We start from the raw sequence: 14,573 nt of genomic DNA, 5'->3' as shown, positions 1-14,573 counted from the left end.
GTACTTTTATCGTAATCTTCCCGTCATATTTCAAGCTAGAGATTGGCTCACACCCAAAACAATCGACTGACGGCGTTCACCACTTAATTTAAGATTGTACTTAAGTGTAATAACTCAAGTTTTAAGCGGTTTTATGTATTGATTCAGCATAACACTTTACATCGAATAATGGAGAGCGTTAATAAGAATTATTCATTTAGTGGGATGGTTTCGCTGGTTTTTCCTGCGCCAAATCACTATAATCTCGCGCAACCTTTTTTCCGCAAGACACATTTCTGTTTTACTCACCTTCGGGACCCGAATTTTATGAGCGAAAAATATGTCGTAACGTGGGATATGTTGCAAATACATGCCCGTAAACTCGCACAACGTTTATTACCAGCAAAACAATGGACTGGTATTATTGCCGTTAGTCGCGGTGGTCTAGTTCCTGCTGCACTGTTAGCGCGTGAGCTGGGTATTCGTCATGTTGATACCGTTTGTATCTCTAGCTACGACCACGATAATCAGCGTGAACTCAACGTGATTAAACGTGCTGAAGGCGATGGCGAAGGCTTTATCGTGATTGACGATTTAGTGGACACTGGCGGTACAGCGAAAGCGATCCGCGATATGTATCCAAAAGCACACTTTGTCACTATCTTTGCAAAACCAGCTGGTCGTCCATTAGTTGATGACTATGTTGTTGATATCCCTCAAAACACTTGGATTGAACAGCCTTGGGATATGGGCGTTGTGTTTATTGATCCCTTGTGTGAACAAGATAAATAGTGTGAACAAGATAAATAAGTCTATTGGGTTAAGCTGTTGTAGGTAGTGGTTGTTTTATAAAAAACTCCACATTATTACCTAAGTGATTTTAGCGAAACACGATATGATAGAAGGGAGTGCATTATGCACTCCCTTTTTTGTTTATGTGACAGATTTAATTGGTAAAAGTAGGGAATCCACATGACTCAGCAAAATTTATCCGAAAAACTGTTTAAACCTCGCGTTAGGCAAGTTGAAACATCGACTTTGGTTTCTTATTCCTCCCATACTCTGTCGCAATTACAAAACCACAGTGTATTAAGTGGTTCTCAGCATAATCATTGGTATCGCATGCTTAATCGCTTGATGTGGATCTGGCGTGGTATTGATGCCATTGAAATTGAAGAAGTCTTAAGCCGTATTGCTATCTCGGCTGCTAAACGTAGCCGAGAAGAGTGGCTCGATACTGTGATTGGCAATCGCCGTGGAAATTGGTGCTTTGAATGGTCCCACCAAGCCATGAAGTGGCAACAAAAAGCGTTAGAATTTGAAAAAGGTCAAGAAGCCTGTGATGCATGGCTACGCGCAGCAAACTTATATAGCATTGCTGCATACCCGTTTATTAAAGGGGATGAACTTGCAGATCAAGCCATTGTTTTAGCGTGTAAAGCTTATGATAGCGCAGCAAAATTCTCTCAGTATCAATTGAAAAAAATCCCATTCAAAGTGGATGGTGGCAAAGAGGTTTGTGGATTTCTTCATATCCCATCCAATGTACAAGGACCTTATCCAACGGTGATGGTATGTGGCATGCTCGATAGCTTACAAACCGATTATAGCCGTTACTTTAGAGACTATTTAGAGCCTCGTGGTATTGCGATGTTAACATTGGATATGCCATCGATAGGTTACTCTGGGAAATATAGCCTTTCGCAAGAAACTAGCACGTTACATGAGCAAGTTGTTCGTCAACTCGATACCATTCCATGGATTGACCATACACGATTTGCTATCACTGGGATCCGCTTTGGCGCGAATATTGCTGTACGTTTAGCGTACATGTGCCCAGATAAAATTAAAGCCGTTGCGGTATTAGGTCCGATTGTTCACAGCCTGCTGCATGAAGAAAAATATCAAAAAGACATTCCGCGTATGGCATTGGATGTTTTTGCCAGCCGTCTGGGTATTTATCAAGTCGATGGTCAATCGTTACGTCATGAATTAAGTTGCTATTCTCTTCGGAAGCAAGGGTTACTGGGGCGTCGTAATCAAGTTCCAATGATGACGGTCTGTTTCAAAAATGATCCTTATAGTCCGAAGGCTGATTCAGATTTAATTGCTCGCTCATCTATGGATAGTCATTTATTGATGTTGCCAAGTAACCCTGTTTTAGAGGCTTTTGAGCGTTCCATGTCAGAAACAACGAAATGGTTAGAAAGTAAAATATTATAATTCTATTGAATAACTTGCTTATTTTTTAACATTTGTTAAAAAGGGATCTTCCCAAGAAGGAGATCCTTAATATGGCGTTACCGACTGATTACACGAATGGAAAATTTTTAAAGAAGTTTGCTGCAATGGGTCCTTATTTACGTGAACAACAATCTGTCAAAAATTGTTATTTTTTTGATAGTTTGGTGGTTTGCGTTAATGCGAATATTGTGCCAGAAAACCGTGAATTCTGGGGGTGGTGGTTAGAGTTAGCCCCCACCGATAATGGATTCGAATTTGCCTATAATTTAGGGATCTATACTGGTCAGGGAAAATGGCAAACGAAAACTTTGAAGGATGGGTCAACGGCGGAAGCGGTAGAAAAGAATTTGCACGCCTTCCATCAACGCCTTTCCCAACAATTATCTGCCCTTGAGTTAAGCTTGTTCCCTTCTCCCTTGATGACAGAATTAAAGCTGGAATTAAGCGCATAAAATTGTTTTAAACCAACTTTTGTTTAATTTTGCGTTATGCCTGTTGGCATAACGCGCATCTCCTGATAAAACTGATACCCACTTTGTATTTATTAATCCTAATGGCAGAAAAATGATGAAAAATAGCCAAACACTTGTGGTTAAACTTGGCACGAGTGTCTTAACAGGGGGCTCACGTCGTTTAAATCAAGCTCAAATTGTTGAGCTGGTTCGACAATGTGCGCAGCAATATGAAAAGGGTCACCGAATTATTATTGTCACATCAGGTGCAATTGCCGCTGGGCGTGAACATCTCAATTACCCCGAACTGCCCGCTACCATTGCATCTAAACAGCTGCTGGCGGCAGTCGGTCAAAGTCGTTTAATTCAATTATGGGAAAGACTTTTTTCCATTTATGGTATTCATATTGGTCAAATGTTATTAACGCGTGCCGATCTTGAAGATCGTGAGCGGTTTCTTAATGCTCGCGACACACTGCAAGCGCTATTAGATAATGGCATTATTCCAGTAATTAACGAAAATGATGCTGTAGCAACCGCAGAGATTAAAGTCGGGGATAATGATAACTTATCCGCACTGGCTGCAATTCTCGGAGATGCCGACAAATTACTGCTATTGACTGATATTGAAGGTTTATACGATGCGGATCCGCGCAGTAATCCGGATGCTAAATTGATCCCTGAAGTGCGCGGTATAAATGATGAATTACGTCGTATGGCTGGGGACAGCGTAACGGGATTAGGCACTGGTGGAATGGCAACGAAGTTACAGGCTGCGGATGTTGCGGGGCGTGCTGGAATTGATGTGATTATCGCCGCGGGTAATAAGCCCGATGTCATTAATGCGGTGATTGAAAATATTCCCGTTGGAACCCGTTTCTATGGTCAAAAAAATCCAATGGAAAATCGTAAACGTTGGATTTTTGGCGCACCTGCGGCAGGGGATGTTTATATTGATGATGGCGCACAATTAGCGATTACAGAAAAAGGCAGTTCATTGTTACCAAAGGGTATTAAGAAAATTGAAGGCGATTTCTCTCGTGGTGCAGTGATCCGTATTCGCAATATGGCAGGTAAAGATTTGGCACACGGCGTGAGTCATTATAATAGTGATGCACTCAGAATGATTGCGGGTCATCATTCCCAAGATATTGGTAAAATCCTTGGCTATGAACACGGCGCTGTAGCCGTTCATCGCGACGATATGATAGTGAGTTAATTATGTTAGAACAAATGGGTAAAGCGGCGCGTGAGGGGTCATGGCAGTTGGCTCAATTAAACACAAAACAAAAAAATTTGGCACTTGAGCAAATTGCTAATCTGTTAGAACAAGAAAGCGCAAGTATCTTAGCTGCAAATCAGTTAGATATGGAGCAAGCCCAACAAAGTGGTATGAGCGAAGCGTTACAAGATCGCTTATTACTGACGCCATCACGTTTAAAAAGTATTGCGGATGATGTTAGAAAGGTATGTCAACTGGCAGATCCAGTAGGACAAATCCTCGATGGCAGCGAGCTCGATAGCGGATTGAATTTACAGCGCCGTCGTGTCCCGTTAGGGGTCATTGGGGTTATTTACGAAGCTCGTCCTAACGTAACGGTCGATGTCGCTTCCTTGTGCTTAAAAACGGGAAATGCTGTTATTTTGCGTGGCGGAAAAGAGACGCATAATACGAATCTCGCAGTAGTTAATGTGATTCAACAAGCGTTAAAAAACAGTGGACTACCTGCAGATGCGGTACAGGCTATCAATAATCCCGATCGCGAATTAGTGACAAAATTATTAAAGTTAGATCGCTATGTTGACATGTTGATCCCGCGCGGTGGTGCTGGCTTACATAGATTATGCCGTGAACAATCGACGATCCCAGTCATTACTGGGGGAATTGGTGTTTGCCATACGTTTGTTGATGATTCGGTGGACTTTGATAAAGCACTGAGCGTGATTACCAATGCTAAAGTTCAGCGACCAAGTGCATGTAACTCGTTAGAAACGTTGTTAGTTCATGAAGATATTGCCGCGAGTTTCTTGCCGCGCCTAAGTGAGAAAATGGCACAACAGCAAGTGACGTTGCATGCGAGTGAGAAAGCAATGGCATTTTTAAAAGGTGGCGCAGCGAAAGTGGTACCTGTTCAAGCTGAAAATTTAGTCGATGAATGGTTATCTCTTGATCTTAATGTTGAAATTGTCTCGGATATTGATGCTGCCATCGAGCATATTCGCCATTATGGCACCGCACATTCAGATGCTATTTTGACGGAATCTATTCGCCAAGCAGATTATTTTGTTCAACGTGTGGATTCGGCTGCGGTGTACGTTAATGCAAGTACGCGCTTTACTGATGGTGGACAGTTTGGACTCGGTGCCGAAGTGGCAGTAAGCACCCAAAAACTCCATTCTCGTGGACCAATGGGATTAGATGCTCTGACAACGTATAAATGGATTGGTTACGGGGATTTTTTGAGTCGTCCATAATCTAACAATAATAATCTTAAGCCACACTGAGTGTGACTTAAGTTGCAGACAAAGAGGGATAAAAGCGTGGTTTTTCCCTCTTTGTGTTATCAGGTGAAAATCAATAAATTGATTTTCCTCGTTTATTTTTACAACTCTAAAGTACCATTTCCAAACCCAATAGGTTTTAAAATGGTTCGAGCCACACTGAGTGTGGCTTTATTTTTTTAAATTATTCGCCATTTTGGCTAACCGGCTAGAAGCATGTGTGTGGAAAATTTATCATAGAAATCATGATGAAGGGATGAATATTAATGTTTTACATTATTGGTCCAAGAGGTTCAGGAAAGACAACGATTGGTAAGAAACTCGCTGAGAAAACGGGTTACCAATTTATCGATACCGACAAACTTATTCTGGAGCGGGCAGGAATGAGCATTGCTGATATTGTTCAGCAACAGGGGTGGAATTATTTTCGGCAACTTGAAAGTCAAATTCTTGCGTCAATTGAGCCGCAAGATGCCATTATTTCTACAGGTGGCGGTATTATTTTAGCGCCAGAAAATCAGCAGGTTATGCGAGAAAATGGCACTGTTATTTATTTACGCTCAACGCCAGAAACACTGGTAAAGAGATTAGCGGCAGAACCGCAAGCGGATCAGCGACCGAGTTTAACGGGGAAATCACTGCTTGAAGAAATTGAAGAAGTGATGACGCAGCGTGATCCTATCTATTTATCCACTGCCCACCACGTTATTGATGCCAATCAATCCATTGATGCTATTATTAAGCAGATCGCAAATTTGAGATAAATGTCAGATGTACTCACGCCTTTAGGAATAAACCTCTTAATGAGGGCGGTTGGTCACGAGATAATTATTGTAGTATCTAATTGTTAATCAATAGATAAAATTATCACCATAAGAAAGGGAATCATTATGTTGGCAAAAATAATAAAAAAAGTACTGAGGTTTTTGTTTCGCGTAGAAGTCATTGGTAATACGAATGAGTTCAATCAAGACAAATGCATCATTACGCCGAACCATGTTTCTTTTCTTGATGGTGTGTTGATCGCACTGTTTTTACCTGTGAAGCCAGTCTTTGCCATGTATAGTTCTGTGGCAACACCTAAGATGATCAAGCGGCTCAAGCCTTATGCGGATATTGTTGCATTAGATCCCAAAAATCCATTAGGTCTTCGACACCTTGTTCGTGAAGTGGATAAAGGGCGTCCGATTGTTATTTTTCCTGAAGGGCGTATTACTGTTCACGGCTCTTTGATGAAGATCTATGAAGGGGCCGCCTTTGTCGCTGCTAAGTCTGGTGCCAAAGTGGTGCCAATTCGTATTGATGGTGCAGAAAGAAGCTACTTTGGACGCTTAAAGGGGATTATCCCGTTAAAGTGGTTTCCAAAAATCACATTACATATTTTACCTGCTGAAAGTATTCCAATGCCGGATGCGCCTCGCGCCGTCGAGCGTCGAGCCTTAGCCGGTGAACATCTTTATCAAATTATGAAAGCGGCACGCATGGCGAGTCGCCCAGAAATGACATTGGTCGAAGCCTTTATTGATAGTATTGAACGTTATGGACGCCGTTCTCGCTGTATTGAGGATATTTCGTTCAAAGAAGATAGCTATCAAGGGCTGCTCAAAAAGTCACTTGGTGTTGGGCGAATTATCGAACGCTATACCCATGAAAATGAGCGTGTAGGATTATTGCTACCCAATGCGACAGTGACAGCGGCAGCAATTTTCGGCTGTTTAATGCGCGGGCGAGTGCCTGCGATGCTGAATTACACGGCGGGAAGTCATGGGATTAGTAATGCTTTAAAAGCCTCAACGGCAAAAGTGGTTTTTACTTCACGACAATTTTTGGAAAAAGGGAAACTCACCCATATTCCGGCGCAAGTACCGGAAGCAACATGGATTTATCTTGAAGATTTAAAAGACACCGTGACGCTCCAAGATAAGTTGTGGATTGTGAAGCATTTATTCTCACCGCGTAAGGCGATTGTTCCTCGTAATATCGATGATGAAGCGATTGTCTTGTTCACTTCAGGCTCCGAAGGTACCCCTAAAGGAGTTGTACACAGTCACCGTAGCTTGATGGCTAACGTTGAGCAGATCAAAACGATTGCTGATTTTACTCCGCGTGATCGTTTTATGTCATCACTGCCTTTATTCCATGCCTTTGGATTAACCGTCGGATTATTTATTCCACTATTTTCGGGTAGCCGAGTTTTCTTATATCCAAGCCCGTTACATTATCGAATTATTCCAGAACTGGTATATGACCGAAATTGTACGGTTTTATTCGGTACGTCAACGTTCTTGGGGCATTACGCACGTTTTGCTCATCCGTATGATTTTGCAAGAGTTCGTTATGTTGTTGCGGGCGCAGAAAAGCTTTCGGATAAAACCAAGAAAATTTGGTACGACAAATTTGGTATTCGAATTCTTGAAGGCTATGGCGTGACTGAGTGTGCACCGATTGTATCTATTAACGTACCAATGGCAGCAAAAGAAGGCTCAGTGGGGCAAATTTTACCCTGTATGGAAGCCCGTATTATTCCGTTACCAGGTATTGAACATGGCGGAAAACTTCAGCTGAAAGGTCCTAATATAATGAAGGGCTATTTGCGCGTAGAGGCGCCGGGTGTACTCGAAGAACCGAAAGCGGAAAATGCGCAAGGTGAATTAGAATCAGGCTGGTATGACACGGGTGATATTGTTGAGCTGGACAATAAAAACTTCTGCACCATTAAGGGGCGAGTTAAGCGATTTGCTAAATTAGCGGGGGAAATGGTTTCCCTAGAAAGTATTGAGCAGATGGTGTCTGAAATTTCGCCAAGTTGCGAGCACGGTGTCGTAACCAAACCGGATAGTAGTAAAGGGGAGGCATTAGTCCTATTTACGACTGATAAAGATCTCGACAGAAGTGCCCTATCAGCAGCGGCAAAAGGAAAAGGTTTAACAGAATTAGCGGTTCCACGAGATATTCGCTGGGTGAAATCGCTGCCTGTATTGGGTAGCGGAAAAACTGATTTTGTCACATTAAAACAGATGGCGTTAGGGGACTAATATGCAAGAAAGCACACCAAATACGCCATTAATGAGTACCGGAATGAAAGCGGTTCTGGCGTCTCAGTTTTTATCTGCATTTGCAGATAACGCATTGCTATTCGCGATATTAGCTCAGCTAAAATCTGAGTTTTACCCAGAATGGAGCCACCCTATTTTACAGATGGTATTTGTCTTCACCTATATCGTGTTGGCACCGTTTGTGGGGCAAATAGCGGATCGGTTTTCTAAAGGCCGAGTCATGTTATTTTCCAACATATTTAAATTTGTTGGGGCTCTGGGGATTTGCTTAGGGGTTAATCCATTCCTGTGTTACGGGTTAGTGGGCGTCGGTGCTGCGGCTTATTCTCCAGCAAAATACGGTATTTTGGGGGAATTGACCGGTGGTGATAATTTAGTTAAAGCTAATGGTTTAATGGAAGCTTCCACTATCGCAGCAATTCTAGTTGGCTCGGTTGTTGGTGGTATACTTTCCGATATTAATTTATTGCTGGCATTAGGCACGTGTTCCTTACTGTATGCTTTAGCCGTAATTGTTAACTTTTTCATTCCTCATTTGGCGGCGGCGAGACCAGGTACAGGCTGGAATTTTAAACAGTTACTGATGGACTTTCTTTCTGCCTGTCGTATTTTATGGGCGAACCAAGAGAGCCGTTTTTCCCTTGTAGGAACCAGTATGTTCTGGGGAGCCGGAGTGACGTTGCGTTTTTTGCTGGTGGCGTGGGTACCTGTAGCACTTGGTTTGCAAGATAACACAACGCCAACTATTTTGAATGCGATGGTTGCGGTGGGAATTGTCGTTGGGGCAGGATTAGCGGCAAAATTTATTACCTTAAAAACGGTTTATCGCTGTATTCCTGCCGGAATTGTGATTGGGGTCATGGTTGTATTCCTGTCACTACAAACTCATATTATTCCTTCTTATTTCATCTTGATGGTATTAGGCGTTTTTGGTGGATTATTTGTTGTTCCATTAAATGCATTACTTCAGGAAAAAGGTAAAGAAACTGTTGGGGCAGGGAATGCTATCGCAGTACAAAATTTGGGAGAAAACAGCGCGATGCTATTAATGCTGGGGTTATATTCTCTGGCAATGAAGGTCGGGTTCTCCGTGGTGAGTGTCGGCGTTGGTTTTGGTGTCGTATTTGCAGTGGCGATCGCGGGATTGTGGATGTGGGATCGTGCCCGTAAAAAAACAGCATAATGGTGAATAGCCAAATGATAGATGAGAAGCAACTCGAAACATTAAGTATTCAGTTAGGACAACGCTTACTGCAATTGGGTAAAACAGTCACTGCGGCTGAGTCTTGTACTGGCGGCTGGATTGCTAAAGTCTTGACAGATATTTCTGGTAGTTCAGCCTATTTTTATCGTGGATTTGTGACCTACAGTAACGAAGCCAAGCACCAAATGATTGGAGTGACAAATTTATCACTAGAGCAGTTTGGTGCAGTGAGCCAGCAAGTAGTACAAGAAATGGCTGTTGGGGCATTACATGAAGCGCAAGCCGATTTTGCGATGTCAGTCAGTGGTATTGCAGGACCAGGTGGCGGTAGCCAAGAAAAGCCCGTTGGTACAGTCTGGTTTGGTTTTGCATTAAAGCAGGCAAATGGTACTGTCGATGTCGTGACTCGGCATCAGATATTTCAAGGTGATCGGAATCAAGTTCGTTTGCAATCAACTGGTTATGCGCTAAAAATGCTTTTGCAGTTAATATCTGAAAAATTTCCTTGATACTGTATGATTATACAGTATACTTAGTTTCAACAAATCGAATTCAATCGTTTTATTCGCAATGGTTTCAACCATTGCCATAGGGAGTAAACATGGCTATTGATGAAAACAAACAAAAAGCACTTGCGGCAGCATTAGGTCAAATCGAAAAGCAATTCGGTAAAGGATCTATTATGCGTCTCGGTGAAGACCGTACAATGGATGTTGAAACCATTTCAACAGGTTCTTTATCTCTTGACGTTGCTTTAGGTGCAGGTGGTTTGCCATTAGGGCGTATTGTTGAAATCTACGGCCCTGAATCCTCAGGTAAAACGACGTTAACTTTACAAGTTATTGCGGCTGCTCAACGTAGCGGTAAAACGTGCGCATTCATCGATGCTGAGCATGCTCTTGACCCTATCTATGCAAAAAAACTAGGCGTCGATATTGATAATCTGCTGTGTTCTCAACCTGATACCGGTGAGCAAGCATTAGAAATCTGTGATGCACTCACTCGTTCTGGTGCTGTGGATGTTATCATCGTTGACTCCGTTGCTGCGTTAACGCCAAAAGCAGAAATTGAAGGTGAAATCGGTGATTCACATATGGGTCTTGCGGCTCGTATGATGAGCCAAGCAATGCGTAAATTAGCCGGTAACCTGAAAAACTCAAATACCTTGCTGATCTTCATCAACCAAATTCGAATGAAGATTGGTGTGATGTTTGGTAACCCAGAAACTACAACTGGCGGTAACGCGCTGAAATTCTATGCTTCTGTTCGCTTAGACATCCGTCGTATTGGTGCAGTGAAAAACGGTGAAGAGATCGTTGGTAGCGAAACCCGTGTTAAAGTCGTAAAAAACAAAGTTGCGGCGCCATTTAAACAGGCTGAATTCCAAATTCTATATGGTGAAGGTATCAACACCTTTGGTGAGTTGATTGACCTAGGGGTTAAACACAAGCTAATTGAAAAAGCAGGTGCTTGGTATAGCTATAATGGTGACAAGATTGGTCAAGGCAAAGCTAACTCAACAACCTACTTGAAAGAGCACCCTGAAGTAGCACAGGAAATTGATACTAAACTGCGTGATTTATTATTAAACCACACAGGTGAATTTAAGAGTGCAGCGACTGATTTCATCAATGATTCTGATGAAGAAGAAGTACCAGAAGAATTTTAATTCAATAGTAACATGTTGAAATAATTTAAAATAAAAAGCGCCATTCTTAATTGAATGGCGCTTTTTTGTGTCTGCCTATCACAATAATAGTTTATTGAACAGTTTTTCTGTGGAAAAATACCCCAACCAGAGGTATAAACATACTTTCAGAAAATATTCAGACGCTTTACAATGAAAGCCGCGAATGGATGTATCTATATTTTACTTCTATACAAAGAGACTTTATCTTATCAGTCACTTTTTAATCGGAGAGTTGATTAGAGGTGATGTTACATTCCATCTCAACAATTCGTAATTCTGTTTTCAGCTTGATATCGGGATAAATATGAGTAAAAGCACCGCTGAGATCCGTCAAGCGTTTCTCGACTTTTTCCATACGAAAGGTCATCAGGTGGTAGCCAGCAGTTCGCTAGTGCCAAATAATGACCCAACACTATTGTTCACTAACGCAGGGATGAACCAGTTCAAAGATGTATTTCTTGGTCTGGATAAACGAGCATATTCCCGAGCGACAACCGCACAACGTTGTGTACGTGCAGGTGGTAAACATAACGACTTAGAAAACGTGGGCTATACTGCTCGCCACCACACATTCTTTGAAATGTTAGGCAACTTTAGCTTCGGTGATTACTTTAAACACGATGCTATTCGCTTTGCATGGGAACTTTTAACTAGCGAACAATGGTTTAACCTACCAAAAGAAAGATTGTGGGTTACTGTGTACGCAACAGATGATGAAGCTTTCGATATTTGGAACAAAGAAATTGGTGTTCCTGTCGAACGTATTATTCGCATTGGTGATAATAAAGGCGCGCCTTACGCATCTGACAACTTCTGGCAGATGGGCGACACAGGTCCTTGTGGTCCTTGCACCGAAATCTTCTATGATCATGGTGATCATATCTGGGGTGGACCTCCTGGTAGTCCTGAAGAGGATGGCGACCGTTATATTGAAATTTGGAACCTGGTCTTTATGCAGTTTAACCGTCAATCAGACGGTACAATGGAACCTCTGCCAAAACCATCTGTAGATACAGGGATGGGGTTAGAGCGTATTTCTGCGGTTCTGCAACACGTTAATTCTAACTATGAAATTGATATTTTCCGTGAACTGATTGCTGCGGCCGCCGAAGCAACAGGTGCAACGGATTTATCCAACAAATCCTTACGTGTTATTGCTGACCATATCCGTTCATGCGCATTTCTCGTCAGTGATGGTGTTATCCCATCCAACGAAGGTCGTGGCTACGTTTTACGTCGTATTATTCGTCGTGCTGTACGCCATGGTTATATGCTGGGTGCGAAAGAGACTTTCTTCTATAAATTAGTTTCTACCTTAATTAAAGTTATGGGACCTGCTGCGGAAGAGCTGCAACGTCAACAAGCTCTAGTTGAGAAAGTTTTAAAAACTGAAGAAGAACAGTTTGCTCGTACTTTAGAACGTGGTCTGCAATTATTAGACGAAGAGTTGGCATCACTGAAAGGTGATACGCTGGAAGGCGAAACTGCATTCCGTCTCTATGATACTTATGGATTCCCTCTAGATTTGACTGCTGACGTTTGCCGTGAGCGCAACATCAAAGTTGATGAAGCTGGTTTTGAACGAGCAATGGAAGATCAACGTCGCAGAGCAAGAGAGTCAAGTGGCTTTGGTGCAGACTATAACGCCCTAATCAAAGTTGATAAACGCAGCGAATTCTCCGGCTATCAGCATGATGAACAGCAAGCGACGATCATCGCATTATATAAAGATGGTCAGCCTGTCGATTCATTGCATACCGGTGATGAAGGTTTAGTGATCCTTGATAAAACTGCATTCTATGCTGAATCAGGTGGTCAAGTTGGTGATACTGGCGTTTTAACGAATGACAGTGCTCAGTTTACGGTGATGGATACCCAAAAATATGGTCAAGCAATTGGTCATGTCGGTAAAGTTGAATCAGGCTCATTAGTTGTCAACCATCGAATTGCAGCTATAGTCAATAGTGAAAGGCGTAATGCAATTCGTCTAAACCACTCTGCGACTCACTTATTACATGCCGCGTTACGCCAAGTGTTAGGTGAGCATGTTTCTCAGAAAGGCTCGCTGGTGAATGACAAGTATCTCCGTTTTGACTTCTCTCATTTCGAAGCGATGACGCAGCAGCAATTACGCCAAGTAGAAGATATTGTGAATGCGCAAATTCGTCAAAACTCAGAAATTGAAACTGAGTTGATGGATTTAGAGGGTGCGAAAGCAAAAGGGGCTATGGCATTATTCGGTGAAAAATATGAAGAGCGCGTACGTGTTCTGAGTATGGGGGATTTCTCCATCGAATTATGTGGTGGTACGCATGCTAGCCGCACGGGAGATATTGGATTATTCAGTATCTTAAGTGAATCTGGGACCGCCGCAGGGGTTCGTCGTATCGAAGCGACAACAGGTGCCGCCGCCATGGAGCATTTACATGCTCAATCTGAACAGCTTTCTGCAATTGCCCATCTGTTAAAGGGTGACGTGAATAGCTTAGTTGAGAAAGTCAAAGCTGCATTAGATAAATCACGAAATCTTGAAAAAGAGATTTTGCAGTTAAAAGATCAGCAAGCGTCTCAAGAAAGTGCTTCACTAAGTAGTAAAGCGAAAGATGTTAAAGGTATCAAATTGTTAGTTAGTCAATTAAGTGATACTGATCCTAAACTATTGAGAACAATGGTCGATGATCTAAAAAATCAGCTGAAATCGGCGATTATCGTGCTTTCAACCACAAGTGGTGATAAAGTCAGTATAATTGTTGGTGTGACTAATGATTTGACTGCTAAAATTAAAGCAGGTGATTTGGTCTCCTATGTTGCTCAACAAGTAGGCGGTAAAGGTGGCGGTCGACCAGACATGGCGATGGCTGGAGGTACTGACGTAAGTGCATTACCGACAGCGATGGAAAGTGTCGAACAATGGGTTGATTCAAAACTATAATTGCTGTGAAGTTACCCCATTTTAGTGGGGTAACTTTAATCTGTTGCAGCATTGTTAATGTGTTGCCGGTAGTGTTATATTTTGCTTGTAAATAATTAGAATTATTGCCATTGATGGCATCAATGCTTTAGGTGAATGTCATTGCTTTACGTTTTCACGGTGTGTGATGGACAATAGCGGGGAATACCTAGAGACCCGACTCTTTTAATATTTCAAGGAGCAAAGAATGCTTATTCTGACTCGTCGAGTTGGTGAAACACTCATGATAGGCGATGAGGTAACAGTGACTGTATTGGGCGTAAAAGGCAACCAAGTACGTATTGGTGTTAATGCCCCAAAAGAGGTTTCTGTTCACCGTGAAGAAATTTATCAACGGATCCAGGCCGAAAAGACTCAACCAGACAATCAATAATAATAAATAAGCGTCCAGTGAGTGATCACACAGCAATAATGGACGCTTGTCTCTCCTATTTTATCTCTAACTATATTCCTATACCTTTTGATTCCCTATTGG

The 14,573-nt window shown here is 42.2% G+C and carries 12 protein-coding genes; all 12 read left to right on the top strand.

What is annotated here, in order from left to right:
• The first annotated feature begins 306 nt into the window (after positions 1-306).
• The 12 genes from gpt to csrA all read left to right on the top strand — a co-directional run bounded on the left by gpt (position 307) and on the right by csrA (position 14,471).
• Complete coding sequence (gene gpt, locus PR766_RS01955; protein WP_006662626.1) at positions 307-771, top strand: xanthine phosphoribosyltransferase; 465 nt, start codon at positions 307-309, stop codon at positions 769-771.
• A 180-nt stretch (positions 772-951) separates the two neighbouring features.
• Positions 952-2,202 (top strand): esterase FrsA, encoded by a 1,251-nt coding sequence (gene frsA / locus PR766_RS01950; RefSeq protein ID WP_154636361.1) that lies wholly within the window; start codon positions 952-954, stop codon positions 2,200-2,202.
• A 71-nt stretch (positions 2,203-2,273) separates the two neighbouring features.
• On the top strand, positions 2,274-2,675 hold the full coding sequence (gene crl, locus PR766_RS01945; RefSeq protein ID WP_154636362.1) for a sigma factor-binding protein Crl: 402 nt from the start codon (positions 2,274-2,276) through the stop codon (positions 2,673-2,675).
• 115 nt (positions 2,676-2,790) lie between these two features.
• Positions 2,791-3,894 carry a glutamate 5-kinase gene (proB, locus tag PR766_RS01940; protein WP_154636367.1) on the top strand — a complete coding sequence of 368 codons (1,104 nt, stop codon included), beginning with the start codon at positions 2,791-2,793 and terminating at the stop codon, positions 3,892-3,894.
• Between the two features lie 2 nt (positions 3,895-3,896).
• Positions 3,897-5,150, top strand: a complete 1,254-nt coding sequence (gene proA / locus PR766_RS01935) for a glutamate-5-semialdehyde dehydrogenase (RefSeq protein WP_154636363.1) — start codon at positions 3,897-3,899, stop codon at positions 5,148-5,150.
• Positions 5,151-5,443: 293 nt separating this feature from the next.
• On the top strand, positions 5,444-5,941 hold the full coding sequence (gene aroL / locus PR766_RS01930) for a shikimate kinase AroL (RefSeq protein ID WP_006662621.1): 498 nt from the start codon (positions 5,444-5,446) through the stop codon (positions 5,939-5,941).
• A 126-nt stretch (positions 5,942-6,067) separates the two neighbouring features.
• Positions 6,068-8,212, top strand: a complete 2,145-nt coding sequence (aas, locus tag PR766_RS01925) for a bifunctional acyl-ACP--phospholipid O-acyltransferase/long-chain-fatty-acid--ACP ligase (RefSeq protein WP_006662620.1) — start codon at positions 6,068-6,070, stop codon at positions 8,210-8,212.
• 1 nt (position 8,213) lies between these two features.
• Positions 8,214-9,416 carry a lysophospholipid transporter LplT gene (gene lplT / locus PR766_RS01920; protein ID WP_006662619.1) on the top strand — a complete coding sequence of 401 codons (1,203 nt, stop codon included), beginning with the start codon at positions 8,214-8,216 and terminating at the stop codon, positions 9,414-9,416.
• Between the two features lie 14 nt (positions 9,417-9,430).
• Positions 9,431-9,946, top strand: a complete 516-nt coding sequence (pncC, locus tag PR766_RS01915) for a nicotinamide-nucleotide amidase (RefSeq protein WP_036962717.1) — start codon at positions 9,431-9,433, stop codon at positions 9,944-9,946.
• 92 nt (positions 9,947-10,038) lie between these two features.
• On the top strand, positions 10,039-11,106 hold the full coding sequence (gene recA, locus PR766_RS01910) for a recombinase RecA (RefSeq protein WP_006657414.1): 1,068 nt from the start codon (positions 10,039-10,041) through the stop codon (positions 11,104-11,106).
• Positions 11,107-11,431: 325 nt separating this feature from the next.
• On the top strand, positions 11,432-14,059 hold the full coding sequence (alaS, locus tag PR766_RS01905) for an alanine--tRNA ligase (RefSeq protein ID WP_154636364.1): 2,628 nt from the start codon (positions 11,432-11,434) through the stop codon (positions 14,057-14,059).
• Positions 14,060-14,285: 226 nt separating this feature from the next.
• Positions 14,286-14,471 (top strand): carbon storage regulator CsrA, encoded by a 186-nt coding sequence (gene csrA, locus PR766_RS01900; RefSeq protein WP_004264815.1) that lies wholly within the window; start codon positions 14,286-14,288, stop codon positions 14,469-14,471.
• Positions 14,472-14,573: the final 102 nt, after the last annotated feature.

Origin of the sequence: Providencia sp. PROV208, assembly GCF_028479465.1 — a bacterium.
Lineage (GTDB): Bacteria > Pseudomonadota > Gammaproteobacteria > Enterobacterales > Enterobacteriaceae > Providencia > Providencia alcalifaciens.
Note: the sequence above shows the minus strand (reverse complement) of the source record. Positions and strands in the feature narration are given on the sequence as shown.